General features: G+C 44.2%; 12 protein-coding genes. 3 read left to right on the forward strand and 9 right to left on the reverse strand.

Annotated features, from left to right (window positions below; translation table 11 throughout):
• A complete protein-coding gene (locus FTV42_RS09750) occupies positions 1–1,398 on the forward strand; it encodes a hypothetical protein (protein ID WP_180038621.1) in 1,398 nt (465 codons plus the stop codon).
• Between the two features lie 92 nt (positions 1,399–1,490).
• Entirely contained in the window at positions 1,491–2,600 is a 1,110-nt protein-coding gene (locus FTV42_RS09755) for a hypothetical protein (RefSeq protein ID WP_180038622.1), read from the forward strand.
• 82 nt (positions 2,601–2,682) lie between these two features.
• Here the strand turns inward: FTV42_RS09755 and FTV42_RS09760 are convergent, their stop codons facing one another.
• The 6 genes from FTV42_RS09760 to FTV42_RS09785 form a co-directional block, all read right to left on the reverse strand.
• On the reverse strand, positions 2,683–2,946 hold the full coding sequence (locus tag FTV42_RS09760; protein WP_180038623.1) for a hypothetical protein: 264 nt from the start codon (positions 2,944–2,946) through the stop codon (positions 2,683–2,685).
• 194 nt (positions 2,947–3,140) lie between these two features.
• Complete coding sequence (gene htpG / locus FTV42_RS09765) at positions 3,141–5,060, reverse strand: molecular chaperone HtpG (RefSeq protein WP_180038624.1); 1,920 nt, start codon at positions 5,058–5,060, stop codon at positions 3,141–3,143.
• A 163-nt stretch (positions 5,061–5,223) separates the two neighbouring features.
• Positions 5,224–5,568, reverse strand: coding sequence for a lysozyme inhibitor LprI family protein (locus tag FTV42_RS09770; RefSeq protein ID WP_004647317.1), 345 nt, complete (start codon positions 5,566–5,568; stop codon positions 5,224–5,226).
• A 175-nt stretch (positions 5,569–5,743) separates the two neighbouring features.
• The gene (locus tag FTV42_RS09775; protein ID WP_004647316.1) at positions 5,744–6,334 is read right to left on the reverse strand and encodes an OmpW family protein; all 591 of its coding nucleotides are present in this window, start codon (positions 6,332–6,334) and stop codon (positions 5,744–5,746) included.
• Positions 6,335–6,665: 331 nt separating this feature from the next.
• The gene (locus tag FTV42_RS09780) at positions 6,666–8,030 is read right to left on the reverse strand and encodes a Na+/H+ antiporter family protein (protein ID WP_180038625.1); all 1,365 of its coding nucleotides are present in this window, start codon (positions 8,028–8,030) and stop codon (positions 6,666–6,668) included.
• Positions 8,031–8,130: 100 nt separating this feature from the next.
• On the reverse strand, positions 8,131–9,012 hold the full coding sequence (locus FTV42_RS09785) for an alpha/beta fold hydrolase (protein ID WP_180038626.1): 882 nt from the start codon (positions 9,010–9,012) through the stop codon (positions 8,131–8,133).
• 117 nt (positions 9,013–9,129) lie between these two features.
• On the opposite strand from FTV42_RS09785, the gene FTV42_RS09790 reads away from it, so the two are divergent.
• Positions 9,130–9,624 (forward strand): DUF4442 domain-containing protein, encoded by a 495-nt coding sequence (locus FTV42_RS09790; protein WP_218946977.1) that lies wholly within the window; start codon positions 9,130–9,132, stop codon positions 9,622–9,624.
• A gap of 57 nt (positions 9,625–9,681) precedes the next feature.
• Here the strand turns inward: FTV42_RS09790 and FTV42_RS09795 are convergent, their stop codons facing one another.
• The 3 genes from FTV42_RS09795 to rpoB all read right to left on the reverse strand — a co-directional run bounded on the left by FTV42_RS09795 (position 9,682) and on the right by rpoB (position 18,679).
• Positions 9,682–10,047, reverse strand: coding sequence for a hypothetical protein (locus tag FTV42_RS09795; RefSeq protein WP_005108070.1), 366 nt, complete (start codon positions 10,045–10,047; stop codon positions 9,682–9,684).
• Positions 10,048–10,249: 202 nt separating this feature from the next.
• Positions 10,250–14,440: a DNA-directed RNA polymerase subunit beta' gene (gene rpoC / locus FTV42_RS09800; protein ID WP_004278609.1), complete on the reverse strand. Its 4,191-nt coding sequence runs from the start codon at positions 14,438–14,440 to the stop codon at positions 10,250–10,252.
• Positions 14,441–14,590: 150 nt separating this feature from the next.
• Positions 14,591–18,679, reverse strand: coding sequence for a DNA-directed RNA polymerase subunit beta (rpoB, locus tag FTV42_RS09805; RefSeq protein ID WP_005102827.1), 4,089 nt, complete (start codon positions 18,677–18,679; stop codon positions 14,591–14,593).
• Positions 18,680–18,731 lie beyond the last annotated feature (52 nt).

The raw sequence follows: 18,731 nt of genomic DNA on the forward strand, positions 1-18,731 counted from the left end.
ATGAATGCTTTAGAAAAAGCACACTTAATTAAAGAACTACATGGACTGGCGCAGCAACTGGAGCATAAAGTCCTGCCTTTCTATGAAATTGCCCGTTCTAAAAAAAGGATACGCGATATTTTTAATCTGTGTGATGAGCCTATTTTCAAGACCCAGATTTCAGCATTTAAGGCCCGCACTCAACCTGAACTTGTTGCTTACCAATTTTCTGCTAATACGTCTTATCATCTAAGCTTTCGTGGCTATTTCACCGAAATCTTAGCACTGGAACAAGCACTGTCTGCCCATCCGGATTCAGGCTGGGCAGTTTTACATCATCCTGAACGTGGCTGGCAAATTTGGCTGATTCCGGCTCCCCAATCTCCTGCCCTGCACAGCCAATGGGCTGAATTGCAACACTGCTATATCTGGCTGTTGCAACAACAGCAACGATTTTCTTGCCTGAAACAGGATCCACCCTTGATCGTTCCAGCCTTATCCTTACACGAAGCTGAAACCAGCTGCAATTCTATGGAAACAACCAAATATCATCGGGGACGGCCGCGCGTAAGAATTCATGCACTAGAATTAAATCGCTCAGATGAGTCAACCAATCAGATACAAATTGAACGCGAGGCGTTAAATCCTCAGTTAAAAACTGAAACGACCATTCCGCAAGAACAGATCACAGCCTCCGAATTGATTCAATTCCCTGCACAGATTCAACTAGGCGAACTAAACGCCCATGTACACCCTTTAGGCTTAGAAGAAACCAATATCCAGCGGCTCTGTGCTTTAGAAATGACTGAGAAGATCGAGCATCCTGCCTATTTGGATATCGCACTGTATTATGCAGCAGAAGATAATTGGCAGGCACGTCAGGTTTATTTGGTTGAACAACTGAATCTGCAAGGCCAGTTTGTTAAATATCTGATGCTCTTAGGGGTACCGAGTCAGTTGCAGGCTCACTATTGTATTCAACATTGGCTTACCCACCATCAACGCCAGGCTGCTGCGATTAAATCACTGGCCTGGTCTGTTATAAGCATCAGGTTCATGCAACTCGAGCTTTTTTCAACGGCTTACTTGCAGCAGGCTGAAACAGTCTGGACAAAGCCAGATTACCATCCTTTTATACCCGCCCAGTTTATTCAGAAGCAAAAATTTATCTCGTTTCAAGAAGCTGCTGCGAATTTTTCTACTCCTGTACTCTTACTGCAGGAACATCAAAAAATCCGAGTGATTCATGGTGAAAAACGCATGTCTATGGCAGAGAAGGAGCTGGCCTATCCACACATCTTGCTGCAACGCGACAAACAGCTAAATTGGCAGAATATTCACAATATTATTTTAACAATGCCGCAACCGATTCATGTGCTGGAACTTTATCGGGAAATTCAGGCTCAAAAGATTGAATAATTGCTGTTATTTTGTAGCTTTAACTTGCTTTTTAAGGCGATTTTTTAGAAAACTACAGCTAAATATAAGCATACAAGAGCAACAAATATCTCATGCAAATAAACAGGATTACTCAAACTTTACTGCTCTCTCTGGGCCTAGGAATGAGCGGTAGCATGTCCTGGGCAAATTCAGTCACAGCTGCTCCTGCCAGTTCAACAAATACAGAGCCCAGCCGATCAGGCTTACTGGATCAGATTCCACGTTTGATCGATGCAACACCAACGGTTCTGCCAGAGCAATCAAGTGTCGCCATCGTTCCATCCACGCTAGAGACAGAAAATTATTCATGGGCGGATCAAAAACAGAAAGGCATCCGCGAATGGGCTGATCGTACTGCACATAAAATTGATAACTGGTTTGGTGAAACCGATCCGGATCAGCCAGCTGCAGCCACATTACGGATCATTCTAGATAATCGCTGGGATGAATATGAAGGCTATGAGATTAAGCCCCGAATCCGCGGCAAGATCAAGCTTCCGACCTTGGAACAAAAGCTGAGTGTGGTTTTTGGTGATGACAGTCTGGACAATGAATTAGACAGTAATGTCGCGATTACCAATGAAAATCCTACCACTTCCGGAGATAAACGTCTGGATACTAAACGTGCACGTGAAGATAACAGCTCTTTTGCCTTACGTTGGTCTGAATGGTCAGATCGCATTCCTTTCGAAACCGATCTGGATCTGGGCTTGCGTTCTGGAGATGATATTTACCTGCGTGTCAAAGCCAGTAAAGATTGGACGCTGGAAAATGACTACTCTTTTCATGCCGAACAGATTTATCGCTACGGCATTCAAAGCGAAAACTATTTACGGACCAATCTGGAGCTAATCCATGCCCGTCCCAATCAGGCCTTTTTCTCCAATCAGCTTAGTCTGACTTATGCAGATGATCAAGACGATGATCTGACCTGGGACAACTACACCTTCAGGCAACATCAGTTTTTTCAGGACAACCGTTTCAGTTACGGCATTTATACCGGTGGTTATCTAAATGACAAGGATCTGCGTCTCAACCGCTGGGGCCCCTATGTGTCGTGGAGACAACCTTTTTTACGTGAATGGTTTTTTGTCCAGACCGACCTGAACTATTTGAATGATCATCGCGAAGATCGTGATCACTATGTCGGAGCTTTGGTGCGTTTAGAAGCGTTATTTTAAACTGACTGATACGAGAAAATAATAAAAGCCCATCATTCATGGGCTTTTTTCAATATTACTGAGGCAATCAGCGTGGCAAGTATTAGCTGATTTTATTCAAGATAATACGATCACTGCGTAGCACACGTTTTTGCTGCAATGAGGGTTGTTCCATCACCGGCATAGTGAAGCGAATATGATCGCTACGTTGTACACGTTTCGGTTTTGTTACGTTTACTTTTGCTGTTTTATAAAAGCTAATGCGATCTGTGCGTACCACTTTTTCTGCAGCAGGTGCCGCTAGACTAAACTGGCTCATCGACATCAGGATTACAGCGCCCATACTGATCATCAGCTTAGATTTCATAACATTCTCTCTCTTTGCTTAATGATCGCAATTATAAATTAAAAATTAATTAATAATCTAAAATATAGATTTATGATTCGAAGGTATTTTTTTATTCTCTCTATCGTTTTTCCAGATCATTTCTAGAAATGAAAAATGAAGCAGGCATAAAAAATCCCTCCGAAGAGGGATTTTCTCATTCAATATATCAGCACTTAAGCAAGCAGCAAACTATTAATCCGCTTGACATATTCAGCAGGATTTTCTGGTAATCCACCTTCTGCAATCACCGCTTGGTCGAAGATCACATTGGCCAGATCATCAAACTGCGCTGAGCCATCCAGTTTTTTCACCAACGGATGTCCCGGGTTAATTTCCAGAATCGGCTTGATATCCGGCACAGGTTGACCCGCATCTTTCAGCATACGAATCAGCTGTGGAGACAATTCACCTTCGCCAGTCACCAGACAAGCCGGAGAATCGACCAGACGCGTCGTCACCCGCACTTCTTTGGTCTTGTCTTTTAATGAATCCGTCAACTTATCCACCACCGGTTTAAACTGGGCTGCGGCTTCTTCAAGGGCTTTCTTCTCTTCCGCATCCTGAAGGTCACCTAAGTCAACCGCACCCTTAGATACGTTTTGCAATGGTGTACCATCGAACTCATTCACGAAGTTCATCGCCCATTCATCCACGCGTTCAGTCATCAACAGAACTTCAATGCCTTTTTTCTTGAACAGTTCCAGTTGTGGTGAATTTTTCGCAGCATTCAGACTATCTGCAGTCACATAATAAATGGCTTTCTGCCCATCTTTCATACGTGCTTTATAGTCTGCCAATGATGTGCTGACTTCATCATTGGTCGACGTCGCATAACGCAGCAGTTTTAAGATACGTTCACGGTTACTGAAATCTTCGCCCAGACCTTCTTTCAATACTGAAGCAAATTCCTGATAGAAGGTCTTGAAGTTTGCCTGATCTTTTTCATCTTCAGATTTAGCCAGATTATCCAAAATGGTCAGGATACGGCGGGTATTACCTTCACGGATGGTTTTTACATCACGGCTTTCTTGCAGCAATTCACGGCTGACGTTCAATGGCAGATCGGCACTGTCCACCACACCTTGCACAAAGCGCAGATAGTTTGGAATCAGATTATCCGCATCATCCATAATGAACACACGTTTCACATACAGTTTGATGCCAGCTTTGGATTCACGGGTGAAAATGTCATGTGGCGCTTTGCTTGGAATATATAACAACTGGGTATATTCAGTACTGCCTTCCACCCGGTTATGCGCCCAAGTCAATGGCGCTGCGAAATCATGGCTTAAGTTCTTGTAGAACTCGACATACTGCTCTTCAGTGATTTCAGACTTGTTACGAGTCCATAATGCGCTGGCCGAGTTAATGGCTTCCCACTCATCAGTTTTGACATACTGGCCACCTTGAGCAGTTTCACCTTCAGCCGCTTCTTCTTCCTGCCAGACTTCTTTTTGCATCTGGATTGGCAGGCTGATATGGTCTGAATATTTATTGATAATCTGCTTCACTTTATAGCTTTGCAGATAATCCAGCGCATCGTCACGCAAGTGCAGAATAATATCTGTACCACGGCCTTGCTTAGTGATCTGTTCAACTTCGAACTCACCAGTACCACCACTGATCCAGCGTACGCCTTCAGAGACATCTGTACCGGCACGACGGGATTCTACCGTGATCTTGTCAGCGACAATAAAGCCGGAATAGAAACCGACACCAAATTGACCAATCAACTGGGCATCGGCTTTTTGATCGCCGGTCAGTTTGGACATAAAATCTTTGGTACCTGATTTGGCAATAGTCCCTAAATTATCAATGGCTTCCTGTTCGCTTAAGCCGATCCCGTTATCTGAAATGGTAATGGTTTTATTGTCTGCATCCAGGCTGACACGAACGCGCAGATCCGGATCATTTTCATAAAATTCGGGATGATTAATCCCTTCAAAACGTAATTTGTCACATGCATCTGAGGCATTCGAGATCAATTCGCGTAGGAAAATTTCAGGGTTTGAATAAAGCGAATGGGTCACGAGATGTAGTAACTGAGCCACTTCAGCCTGGAAACTATGTTTTTGTGCGCTAGACTCGCTCATTAATCACTCCTTTTATTTTAAATACAGGTCAATACTGTTGCCTATATGAATGGAGTGAGTTACTAAATTTTCAATAGCCAGTTGTATATTTTTTCTCAAGATATTTTATAAAGAATCGCTTGATCTGATCTGGCTTGGATTTTTAAAGACTTAGGTTTAAGTCCTAATAAGGCCCAAGCTTATAAATACGTTGAAATTGCAGGTCTATTTGCTGTTGGCGCATATTATAAACCTGACTCAAACAAGACACAGATTCCTGACAGCGGTCACGAAACTGTAGCCATTTCACCTGATCGCGCTGGATCACCGAGCGGGTTCCCATAGGCACCATACGACGTAAAATATGATAGCTGGTACTCATCTTGACATCGGCATCATTGAGCAGACGATGTTCACAAATCGCTTTCTCTGTCACGGTTTCAGCTTTCTGACAATCAAAACTTGCCGCATAGGCAGACCCTGCCAGCAGGCTGAAGAAGATCACAATACCTTGGCTTAAAAACTTCATGCTGATCTTCCTTATTATTCAATTATTAAGTCGTATTCAATTAATATTTACTTTATTCGTTTTAATATAGTTGAACATTGCCGATCTGCTCAATTTCAATAAGTTATAAATCGTTGTTATTTTGAAAAAAAAGCCTCATTCAAGATGAGGCTTTTTTGTTGAGTAAGACTAGAATTTAAAACTTATAGCTATAACCGATCGTATAAACCCAAGGATCAATATTCAAGTCGAATTTAGTATTATCAGCATCATCTAAAGTCACTTCAGGACTCAAATCTGCATAGCGCACGTCAGCAAATACTCCCCAGTTTTTGGCATCGGCTGGCTGATAATTAAAGCCGACTTGACCTGCCAAACCAAACTCTTCTTTCACGTCTTTAGCCAGACCTTCTTCATCCCAAGCAATAAAAGCTGTGCCACCTACGCCAATATATGGTGTAAAGCGTGTTGCATTTTTAAAGTTATATTTAGCGGTAATTGTGGGTGGCAGATGTTTGATCTTAGCCACCTTACCTACACCTTGAAGAGAAATGTCATGGTTAAACGGGGTAGCCAATAATAATTCTGCCGAGATATTGTCATTAAAGAAGTATTCAACCGATGGCGTAAAACCATATTCCTGATCGGCTTCTACGACTAAACCTGGTGCAATTTCAGTGTCACTTGATGGTGCTAAAGAACTGGCACCGACTTTCACCTGCCATTGACCTGCCATCGCAGATGCAGAAAGACCCATTAATGCAATTATAGCAGCTTGCTTTAACATTTTAAAATACCCCACAGGAAGAATAATTATTAAGAAAATAAATCTTAATTAATAATAAACACGAGGGAAAATAATATGCAATAAGTATTATAAAACTAATTTTTAATTATTATTTAAACTACTGATTTAAAAAGTTATTTATTTTAAATTGACTGAATTAGTTGGTTTTAAATACCAAGTATATTAATCAGATAAATATGAATTTATTCAGACTAAAATAATCAGGTTTATATTAATTTTTATTTAAAAATATATTTTAAATACATCTTATCATTTATTTTAAATCTAGATAAATCTGCTCCAATAGATATCAGAGCAGATTGAAATTGACTTACAGAACCATGGCTGCAATCCAGCCAAAAATCATCAACGGAATATTAAAGTGAATGAAGGTTGGAACCACACTGTCCTTCATATGATCATGCTGACCATCCATATTCAGACCAGAAGTTGGGCCTAAAGTTGAATCCGAAGCAGGAGAACCGGCATCGCCCAAAGCCGCCGCAGTCCCGATAATCGCAATGGTCGCAGCCGGGCTGAAACCAAACTGGATACACAGCGGTACATAAATAATCGCCAGAATTGGAATGGTCGAAAACGATGAACCAATGCCCAATGTGATCAGCAAACCAATCAACAGCATCAGAAATGCGGCCAATGCCTGGCTATCACCAATCCAGTTCACTGATGCTTCAACCAAGGTTGGTACCTGATTAGTCGCTTCAATCACCGCGGCAAAGCCTTGTGCCGCAATCATGATAAAGCCAACCAGCGCCATCATGCGCATACCGGTAATGATCACATCATCCGCTTCTTTCCATTTAAAGATCCCGGCACAACTCAGGATTGCGACACCGACCAGACCGGCCAGAATCATCGAGTCTGAATAAAGCTGTACCGCCAATGTGGCAATAACTGCAAGGCCGGCCATCCAGATGGTAAATTTGGCAATCTGCGGTTTAACCTGCTCAGCCACACCTAATTCAGCGGAAATACTTTGCTGTTCCTGGACATGAATATCTTGATATTGACGTGGTTTGCGATAGCTAATAAAAATCGCCACCAATAAGCCCACAAACATACCGAATACTGGAATTGCCATCGCAGATGGAATCTGGTCATAGCTAATTTCAAATCCGTATGGCTTACCAAAAGTATTGATGTTATGACCCAGAATGTCATTCAGGAAGATGGCACCAAAACCGACCGGAATCAGCATATAGGTTCCCACCAGACCAAAGGTCAGCAAACAGGCAATCAAACGACGGTCGAGCTTTAAGTGGTTAAATACAGCCAATAGTGGCGGAATCAGTACCGGAATAAAGGCAATATGCACGGGAATGACGTTCTGCGAGAACACGGCTGCAATAGCAACCGTGAAGAAGATCAGATATTTCACCCGGTTTTGCGCTTTAAAATCGGCCTCACCTTTTAAGGTGCTGATCATTTTATAAGCCAGTAAATCCGGTAAACCTGAACGTGCCAGAGCCAAAGCAAATGCACCTAAAATACCATAAGCTAAGGCAATTTTGGCACCCCCACCCAAGCCATTGTTAAACGCGTCCAAGGTTCCCTGCAGGCCCAGACCTGCCAACAAACCACCTGTAACAGCACCAATGACCAGGGCAAAAACCACAGGTACACGTGCCAACGAGAGTCCGAACATGACTCCAATAGCAGCAAGAATTGCGAACATAATGAATCGGAATAGAGAGAAAGCGGCTATTTTATCAGAAAATGCGGATAAAAATTCCGCCACTTTTTTCTGGTCGGGTCATGTTTCGCGAAGTGGCTTATCAATGAGTGGTCGCAGATTTCTCCTGAATAAAATGACCAATTAATTGAGCAACTTGTTTTGGCTGACTCAGGATCGCCCAGTGATTGGCAGCCAGTTCTATTTTTGAAAAATCATCCACCCATTTTGACATCTCATCAACCAGATCAGGCCCGACAAACTGGTCATATTTCAGCACAATCGCCTGTACCGGACAGATGGCAAAGCGCTGCCGTGGTTGAGTCAAACGTGGCAAAAAATTGGCCCGGTACAGGTTCACACCATATTTTCCATCTTTGACAATATGCGGGTTGAGTGGCAGATTATCCCGTCTTTCCAGTTGCTGCACGATCTTGGCCCAACGCTGCGGATTGAAAAAATTCCAGGCCAATGGTGCTACCAATGGCAACTGAAACATCGCGATATACCAGGACTGACTCATTTGCTTTAAGAATTTTGCTTTGTTTTGCTGGAACTGTTCACGCATCCAGAAAGCGGCATGATCCAGACATGGCCCAGACAAGGTGCTATAAGACAGAATTCGCCCTTTAAAGCGTGGATCGGTGACAGATTCCCAGGACTGAATTGAGCCCCAGTCATGCGCGGCCAGATGAAAAGCACGATTCGGCAATATCTTATTCACTACTTCTTCCAGATCCTGACTTAAACGGGCCAAGCGGTAATCGGAGATTTTTTTGGGAATACTGGACTCCCCTGCGCCACGGACATCATAGGTCACAACAAAGTAATCCTGACTTAAATGAGCAATGACTGGCTCCCAAACCGCTTGATGATCAGGATAGCCATGGACCAGTACCAAGGCCGGCTGTTCGGGTTGTCCATAAGTTTTGACACAGAGACGCTGCTGATCCGTGGTATCGACCCATTGCATGTGCATTTCCATCTTTTGATCCTGTTTTTATTATTGACCACTTAGTTTATAAATCGGCATGATTGATCAATGCCAGCGCATTTTTGTTGCTCTAGTATGCATAATCACAGCCGCAAAAAGAATGTCAGTATGAGCCTATTCCAGAAAATTCAAAAACTGCCTCTGGTTTCAAAATTTATTCTGAACCGCTATGCCCCTTATCGTGGTGCAGGCATCGAAATTGATAAGATTGATTTTAATAATTATCACGTTCGGGTCAAAATGCCGCTAACCCGTAAGAACCAGAATATTGTCGGTGTGCATTTTGGTGGCAGCCTGTATTCGATGGTCGATCCCTTTTATATGTTATTGCTGATGCATCATTTGGGACCGAAATACCTGGTCTGGGATAAAGGCGCCAGTATTCAGTTTTTGGCACCGGGTCGCGGAACAGTGGTAGCGGATATTCGGATTTCTGCTGGAGAAATTGCCACGATTATCAATCTGGCGGCCGACAATGCGCCAGTGTATCGGCATTATCAGCTGAATATTTATGATGAAGCCGGGGTCAGAATTGCCGAAGTAGAAAAAACAGTATATATCCGGCGTAAACAGAGCAAAGGGAAAATTAACTCTCCTAAATAAGATAAAAGCGCCACATTGGCGCTTTTAAATCTAGATGAATCTGAAGTGACTTTCGACTTAACGACGACGGTTATCCTGTTCAATCGCAGCACCGGCACCACCACCGATTGCGCCACCGATTGCAGCACCCGCATTACCACCGAAGATGCTTTTACCGACTGCGGAACCAACAGCACCACCTACACCACTATAGGTCGCATTACGGTTTGAACCGCCTTGGGATTTACTACCCACTGCAGCACCGGCACCACCACCTACAGCTGCACCAACGCCACCGCCGACTTTATTACCAACACCACCACCCACTGCACCACCAAGGGCTGCAGCACCGATCCGTTGCTCATTGGCAGACATACTTTCACAACCCGCCAACATAAAGGTGGAAAGAGTGGCAACTGCCATAACACCCATTAATTTTTTCATGACCTTGGCCTTCCTGTCTTGCTTTAATTAAGCTTATCTTCATTTTATGAAACTAAAATCTGTAGCGTGTTACTTCTCTCGGTATTCCTGCTGAGTTTTGTAAATATCAATGGATTATTCTTCTGTTCAAGCTGTCTTATTTATAAATTTCAGACAAAAAAAAGACGCCCGAAGGCATCTCTTTTCTCAGCTTTAACTCGAATTAGAATTCTTCGTTAAATGCCTGGCTTAGAGCTTGGTCTACATCAGAGAAATCATTGTGCAGTTCAAATTCTGCAGCTTCTGCTTCTTGACGACGACGCTCCAAGTGGTAAGCCAAACCTGTACCCGCTGGGATCAGGCGACCTACAACCACGTTCTCTTTCAAGCCGCGTAAGTCATCTTCTTTACCTGTTACAGCCGCTTCAGTTAACACACGCGTGGTTTCCTGGAACGATGCAGCAGAGATGAACGAGTCAGTAGAAAGCGATGCTTTGGTAATACCCATCAATTGACGTTCAAACTTCGCAGGGAACTTGTTTTGTGCAAGAACTGCTTGGTTTTCTTGAACAACGCGGATGTAATCCACTTGTTCGCCTTTGATGAAGCTAGTATCGCCGCCATCAGTGATATCAACTTTACGCAGCATTTGACGTACGATGACTTCAATATGCTTGTCGTTGATTTTTACACCTTGCAGACGGTATACATCCTGAACTTCATTCACGATGTAGTTTGTAAGCGCAACTTCGCCTTTCAAACGCAAGATATCGTGCGGGTTCTGTGGACCATCAGAAATAGTTTCACCACGGTTCACATGTTCGCCTTCGAACACGTTAATCGTACGCCATTTCGGAATCAACTCTTCATAAATCTCAGAGCCATCATCCGGCGTAATCACCAGACGGTTCTTACCTTTGGTCTCTTTACCAAAGCTTACAACACCCGACACTTCTGCAAGGATTGCGTGCTCTTTCGGCTTACGTGCTTCGAACAAGTCAGCTACACGCGGCAGACCACCGGTAATATCACGGGTACGTGAAGTTTCTTGTGGTACACGACCGATGACATCACCGACACCAATCGTTTCGCCATCACGAACAGAAAGAATCGTGTTCTGTGGCAGGAAGTAGAACTGTTCGCCACCATCAACGGTATCTAACACAACAGCAGGACGCAAATCTTTACCTGACGCAGGACGTGAAGTCACTGGCAAGATTTCGATGGTTGACATACCTGTTGCATCATCAGTTTTAGAAGTAACCGTCACGCCATCAGCAATCTGGCTGAAACGTACTTTACCAGCAACTTCTGTTACCAATGGATGTGTATGCGGATCCCAAGTCGCCACAATACCGCCTGCTTCTACAGCTTCGCCATCTTTTAGCAAGATAGACGCACCGTAAGGAAGTTTATAGCGCTCGCGCTCACGACCTAAATCATCCGCAATACCGATTTCACCTGAACGTGAAGTCGATACCAAGTGACCTTTGGCATGTTGTACTGTTTTCACGTTGTGGAAACGTACTGTACCTTGGTTACGAACTTGTACGCTGTTTGCAGCAGAAGTTCGGCTCGCAGCACCACCGACGTGGAAGGTACGCATCGTTAACTGTGTACCTGGCTCACCAATCGATTGAGCTGCCATTACACCAACAGACTCACCCGGGTTCACTTGGTGACCACGTGCTAGGTCACGACCGTAACATTTCGCACATACACCGAAGGTAGACGCACAGTTCACGACTGAACGTACTTTAATTTCGTCGACACCTTGGCTTTCGATAAACGTCGCCAGTTTCTCGTCAATTAACGTATTACGTGGAAGCAGAACTTCGTCTGTACCTACACGTTTCACATCTTCAGCAACCACACGACCCAATACTCGTGCACCCAGGTTTTCGATTACATCGCCACCTTGAATGAACGGAGTCATTACCAGACCGTCATAAGTACCACAATCTGGCTCGGTAATGACCAAGTCCTGCGCAACGTCTACGAGACGACGAGTCAAGTAACCCGAGTTCGCAGTTTTCAGTGCTGTATCGGCCAAACCTTTACGCGCACCGTGTGTCGAGATGAAGTACTGAAGTACGGTCAAACCTTCACGGAAGTTCGCTTTAATCGGCGTTTCAATGATCGAGCCATCCGGCTTCGCCATCAAACCACGCATACCCGCCAACTGACGAATCTGAGCTGCCGAACCACGGGCACCCGAGTCAGACATCATATAGATCGAGTTGAATGATTTTTGCTTCTCGTCTTCACCCTGTTTGTTCTTCACAGTGGTAAAAGACAAGTTGTCCATCATCGCTTTAGCAACCTGGTCATTGGTACGCGCCCAAATATCGACCACTTTGTTATAACGTTCGCCGGCAGTTACGAAACCTTGTTCGAACTGTTGTTCGATTTCACGAACTTCAGCTTCCGCTTTACCAATAATTGCTTGTTTTTGCGGTGGAATAACCATGTCTTCCATACCGACAGAAACACCTGAACGCGTCGCTTGACGGAAGCCCAAGTACATCAACTGGTCAGCGAAGATAACAGTATCTTTCAGACCCAATTTACGGTAGCAAGAGTTAATTAACTTCGAGATATTTTTCTTGGTCATCTCAACGTTAATTTGCTGGAAATCCATACCTTCAGGCACAACTTCCCAAAGTAGGCAACGACCAGGCGTCGTATCTACAATAATGGTTTGCTGTTCACGGTTACCATCTTCGTCGATCACAGTCTGGTGTACACGTGCTTTAACGCGAGCGTGTAGATCAACTTGACCTGTTGCCAGTGCACGGTTTACTTCGTGAGTATCCGCGAACACCATGCCCTCACCTTTGGCATTGATTGCATCACGCGTGATGTAATACAAGCCCAAGACAACGTCCTGAGACGGTACGATGATTGGCTCACCGTTCGCTGGAGACAAGATGTTGTTGGTCGACATCATTAACGCACGAGCTTCAAGCTGAGCTTCAAGTGTTAATGGTACGTGTACCGCCATTTGGTCACCATCGAAGTCGGCGTTAAACGCAGCACATACGAGTGGGTGTAGACGGATCGCTTTACCTTCGATCAGGATCGGTTCAAATGCTTGAAGACCCAAACGGTGAAGAGTTGGCGCACGGTTCAACATCACTGGATGTTGACGAATCACGTGAGCAAGAACGTCCCAAACTTCTGGAGTCTCGCGCTCAACCATTTTCTTCGCAGCTTTAATGGTGGTTGCTTGACCAGAAGCTTGTAGTTTCGCAAAGATGAATGGCTTGAACAGTTCAAGGGCCATTTTCTTAGGAAGACCACATTGGTGCAAACGCAGGTTTGGACCAACAGTAATGACCGAACGACCAGAGTAATCAACACGCTTACCAAGTAAGTTTTGACGGAAACGACCTTGCTTACCTTTGATCATGTCTGCCAAAGATTTAAGCGGACGCTTGTTCGAACCGGTAATTGCACGACCACGACGACCGTTATCCAGCAATGCATCTACAGACTCTTGTAACATACGTTTTTCGTTACGTACGATGATGTCTGGCGCTGCAAGGTCAAGAAGACGCTTCAAACGGTTGTTACGATTGATCACACGACGATAAAGATCGTTCAGGTCAGAAGTCGCGAAACGACCACCTTCAAGTGGTACAAGCGGACGAAGGTCTGGTGGAAGAACTGGAAGTACAGTTAACACCATCCATTCTGGCTTGTTGTTCGAATCGTTGAATGCTTCCATCAACTTCAAACGCTTAGACGCTTTTTTCAGCTTGGTTTCTGAAGTTGTAACAGGAATTTCTTCACGAAGACGCGCAATTTCAGCTTCAAGATCGATGTCTTTCAACAAGTCTTGAACTGCTTCAGCACCCATTTTCGCTGTGAATTCATCACCGTGTTCTTCTAATGCATTGAAGTATTCTTCATCATTTAGAAGTTGGTATTTCTCAAATGGAGTCATACCCGGATCGGTAACTACATAAGATTCGAAATACAATACACGTTCAATATCACGTAGCGTCATGTCTAATAATAGACCGATACGGCTAGGCAATGATTTCAAGAACCAGATGTGTGCAACTGGAGAAGCCAGCTCGATGTGACCCATACGTTCACGACGAACTTTCGCAGTTGTTACTTCAACGCCACATTTTTCACAAATGACGCCTTTGTATTTCATACGCTTGTATTTACCACACAAGCATTCGTAATCTTTCACTGGACCAAAGATTTTGGCACAGAACAAACCATCACGTTCAGGCTTGAACGTACGATAGTTAATGGTTTCTGGCTTTTTAACTTCACCGTGAGACCATGACTTAATCATTTCTGGTGACGCAAGACCAATACGGATGCGGTCAAACTCTACTGGAGCATGACCGTCTGAATCCGTCTTTTTGCGCATGATATCGAGCAAGTCTTTCAATTTTTTTCTCCGTGTGTTGTGGAGATTTTCACTCAACAACTGGGTCACAAATATTGTTTTTTAACTGAATTTTAATCCCCCTCAGTCCCCCTTTGTTAAGGGGGAAGCCCTCTTTATCAAAGAGGGGTTGGAGGGATTAAATGGAACTAATTAGTCACCATTTTTCAGTTCAATGTTGATACCTAAAGAACGGATCTCTTTGGTCAATACGTTGAACGATTCAGGCATGCCCGGGTCCATATAATGGTTGCCATCTACAATGTTTTTGTAGATACGGGTACGGCCTTCAACGTCATCCGATTTCACGGTCAGCATTTCTTGTAGCGTATATGCTGCACCGTAAGCTTCTAGTGCCCAGACTTCCATCTCACCGAAACGCTGACCACCGAATTGTGCTTTACCACCAAGCGGCTGTTGCGTTACTAGAGAGTAAGAACCAGTTGAACGCGCATGCATCTTGTCATCAACCAAGTGGTTCAGTTTCAGCATGTACATGTAACCGACAGTTACCGGACGATCGAAACGCTCACCAGTACGACCATCATATAATACGGTCTGACCAGTACTAGACAGGCCTGCAAGTTGTAACAACTCTTTGATCTGACCTTCTTCAGCACCATCGAATACAGGAGTAGCCAAAGGTACACCAGCACGCAAGTTACCAGAAAGTTTCAAGATTTCTTCATCAGTCAAGCTATCAAGATCTTCTTGCTCGCCACCAACTTTGTTGTAAATCTTGTCTAGGAAATCACGAAGCTCAAGTACAGTACGTTGCTCTTTCATCATCTTGTCGATTTGATCGCCAAGACCTTTCGCCGCCATACCCAAGTGAGTTTCAAGAATCTGACCCACGTTCATACGCGATGGTACGCCAAGCGGGTTCAATACGATATCAACAGGTACACCGTTGGCATCATGTGGCATGTCTTCTACCGGCAAGATGTTTGATACAACACCTTTGTTACCGTGACGACCCGCCATCTTATCACCCGGTTGGATGCGACGTTTTACAGCAAGATAAACTTTAACTACTTTCAATACGCCAGTCGTCAGTTCATCGCCTGTAGAAAGTTTGCGTTTTTTCTCAGCAAATTTCTCGTCAATTTCGAAGCTCTTCTCTTTCAAGAACACTTGAATTTGAGTTAAACGTTCAGCAATTGCTTCATCAACTGGTTGAATTTCAAGAAGATCAACAAGCTCTAAACCAGACAACACGTCTTCAGACAGTTTGTCGCCACGTTTAGTTGTACCGCCACCATTCGACTCTTGGCCATTCAGTAGACGGATTACACGTTCACGTGCAGCTTCTTCGAAGATTTTGAATTCTTCTTTCAAGTCTTTACGGTATGCATCCAATTGCGCTTTTTCAATTGCTTGAGCACGTTCGTCTTTTTCAAGACCGTCACGTGTAAACACTTGAACGTCAATGACTGTACCTTTAGTACCTGATGGAACGCGTAAAGATGAGTCTTTTACGTCAGCTGCTTTTTCACCGAAGATTGCACGTAGCAATTTTTCTTCCGGAGTAAGTTGTGTTTCACCTTTAGGGGTTACTTTACCAACCAGGATATCGCCAGCAGTTACTTCAGCACCGATGTAAACGATACCTGACTCGTCCAGTTTAGACAGAGCAGCTTCACCTACGTTCGGAATATCAGCAGTGATTTCTTCCGCACCCAGTTTGGTATCACGTGCGACACATGATAATTCCTGGATATGAATAGACGTTAAACGGTCTTCTTGAAGAACACGCTCAGAAAGTAAGATCGAGTCTTCGTAGTTGTAACCATTCCAGGTCATGAACGCAACGCGCATGTTTTGACCCAGTGCCAGCTCACCGCCATCAGTCGATGGACCATCAGCCAGGACATCACCACGACCTACTTTATCGCCCAGGTTCACAAGAACTTTCTGGTTGATACAAGTGTTCTGGTTCGAACGGGTGTACTTGATCAGGTTGTAGATATCTACACCTGCTTCACCTGCGATCATTTCGTCTTCATTCACACGAATAACCACACGAGACGCATCAACAAACTCGATACGACCACCACGTTGAGCGATCACACATACACCTGAGTCATGTGCTACGTTCGCTTCCATACCGGTACCAACAAGCGGCTTGTCAGCAATCAACGTCGGAACTGCCTGACGTTGCATGTTCGAACCCATTAATGCACGGTTGGCATCATCGTGTTCTAGGAATGGAATCAGTGACGCTGCTACAGATACAACCTGCTGAGCAGATACATCCATATGCGTTACTTTTTCAGGAGGAATACGTACGAAATCACCTTGATGACGAACAGATACAAACTCTTCTGTTAAGTTACCGTCTTTATCCATTGCAGAATCGGCCTGTGCAATGACAGTACCTACTTCTTCAATCGCAGACAGGTATTCAACTTCATCTGTTACACGACCATCAACAACCTTACGGTATGGGGTTTCCAGGAAACCGAAGTTGTTACATTTCGCATAAACAGAAAGCGAGTTGATCAAACCAATGTTTGGACCTTCCGGTGTTTCAATTGGACATACACGACCGTAGTGAGTTTGATGTACGTCACGTACTTCAAAGCCTGCACGTTCACGCGTCAAACCGCCGGGACCAAGCGCAGAAACACGACGTTTATGCGTAATCTCAGATAACGGATTGTTTTGGTCCATGAATTGAGACAACTGGCTTGAACCAAAGAATTCCTTGATTGCAGCAGCAACAGGCTTCGCATTGATCAAATCTTGCGGAGACAGGTTGTCAGTTTCAGCTTGAGATAGACGTTCTTTAACAGCACGTTCTACACGAACCAGACCTACACGGAATTGGTTTTCTGTCATTTCACCCACAGAACGAACACGACGGTTACCCAAGTGATCGATATCGTCGACTTCACCTTTACCGTTACGGATTTCAACTAATGTTTTTAATACATCAGTGATATCTTCGTTGGAGAGAATGCCTTCAACCTCACGTGACTTCTGGTCTGTACCCACTTCGTAAGGACGACCCAAACGACGGTTGAACTTCATACGACCGACTGGAGATAGGTCATAACGTTCAGAAGAGAAGAACAAGTTGTTGAATAAGTTTTCAGCAGCTTCTTTTGTTGGTGGCTCGCCCGGACGCATCACTTTGTAGATTTCTACCAATGCTTCTTCACGATTGCTCGTTGTATCTGCACGTAGAGAATCTGCAACGAATGAACCGCGGTCGATATCATTGGTGAACAAAATATTAAACTGCTTCACGCCGCCTTCTGCAATTTTCACCATGATTTCATGACTTAATACAGTATTGGCTGCAATCACATCACCATCTTTTAATGGGATGTCTTCAGCAGTGATACGCTCATACAGGTACTCATCAGGCACTGCAAGTTTTTCAAGACCTGAAGCTTCCATTTGACGTACATGACGCGCATTGATACGTTTACCTTGCTCAACAATTGCCTTGCCATCCTTGTCCAGGATATCAAATTGTGCCATTTCGCCACGCAGACGTTCAGGCACCAAGTCAATCTGGTAGCTACCCATGTCAAGATACACAGGTACTTTCTCGTAGAACATGTCGAGAATGTTTTCGTTGCTATAACCCAAGGCACGAAGCACCACAGTCGCAAGCAATTTACGACGACGGTCAATACGTACATAGACGAGGTCTTTGGCATCGAATTCAAAGTCTAACCATGAACCACGGTAAGGAATGATACGCGCTGAATAAAGGACTTTACCACTTGAGTGAGTCTTGCCTTTATCGTGGTCAAAGAATACGCCTGGTGAACGATGTAATTGTGACACGATCACACGCTCGGTACCATTAATTACAAAGGTACCGTTATCCGTCATTAATGGCATTTCGCCCATATAGACTTCTTGTTCACGTACGTCTTTAATTGACTTCGTTTCACGATCTTTCAGGATCAAACGAATTTTTACACGCATTGGTGCTGCATAAGTTGAGCCACGAAGAATACATTCGCGTACATCAAACTCAGGCTTACCAAGACTATACTCAACAAATTCTAAAGCAGCATTGCCAGAATAACTTTCAATAGGAAAAACTGAACGAAATGCGGCTTGGAGACCGATATCTTCGCGGTTTTTTGGTGATTTGCCATCTTGTAAGAATGTTCTGTACGAGTCGACTTGAATCGCGAGCAAGTACGGAGCATCCATGACGCTAGGCAATTTACCAAAATTCTTACGGATCCGTTTCTTTTCGGTATATGAGTATGCCATCTGGAGTCCTCGGAAAGTGTAAACCAAGCCCGCCTGCAGAACGGGCTCAGAA

It is taken from the genome of Acinetobacter sp. YH16052 (assembly GCF_013417155.1).
GTDB lineage: Bacteria > Pseudomonadota > Gammaproteobacteria > Pseudomonadales > Moraxellaceae > Acinetobacter.

What these genes read in the sequence shown, in the direction of transcription:
- FTV42_RS09750 (WP_180038621.1), top strand. Translation starts at nt 1, where the DNA reads ATGAATGCTTTAGAAAAAGCACACTTAATTAAAGAACTACATGGACTG.
- FTV42_RS09755 (WP_180038622.1), top strand. Translation starts at nt 1,491, where the DNA reads ATGCAAATAAACAGGATTACTCAAACTTTACTGCTCTCTCTGGGCCTA.
- FTV42_RS09760 (WP_180038623.1), bottom strand. Translation starts at nt 2,946, where the DNA reads ATGAAATCTAAGCTGATGATCAGTATGGGCGCTGTAATCCTGATGTCG.
- htpG (WP_180038624.1), bottom strand. Translation starts at nt 5,060, where the DNA reads ATGAGCGAGTCTAGCGCACAAAAACATAGTTTCCAGGCTGAAGTGGCT.
- FTV42_RS09770 (WP_004647317.1), bottom strand. Translation starts at nt 5,568, where the DNA reads ATGAAGTTTTTAAGCCAAGGTATTGTGATCTTCTTCAGCCTGCTGGCA.
- FTV42_RS09775 (WP_004647316.1), bottom strand. Translation starts at nt 6,334, where the DNA reads ATGTTAAAGCAAGCTGCTATAATTGCATTAATGGGTCTTTCTGCATCT.
- FTV42_RS09780 (WP_180038625.1), bottom strand. Translation starts at nt 8,030, where the DNA reads ATGTTCGCAATTCTTGCTGCTATTGGAGTCATGTTCGGACTCTCGTTG.
- FTV42_RS09785 (WP_180038626.1), bottom strand. Translation starts at nt 9,012, where the DNA reads ATGGAAATGCACATGCAATGGGTCGATACCACGGATCAGCAGCGTCTC.
- FTV42_RS09790 (WP_218946977.1), top strand. Translation starts at nt 9,130, where the DNA reads ATGAGCCTATTCCAGAAAATTCAAAAACTGCCTCTGGTTTCAAAATTT.
- FTV42_RS09795 (WP_005108070.1), bottom strand. Translation starts at nt 10,047, where the DNA reads ATGAAAAAATTAATGGGTGTTATGGCAGTTGCCACTCTTTCCACCTTT.
- rpoB (WP_005102827.1), bottom strand. Translation starts at nt 18,679, where the DNA reads ATGGCATACTCATATACCGAAAAGAAACGGATCCGTAAGAATTTTGGT.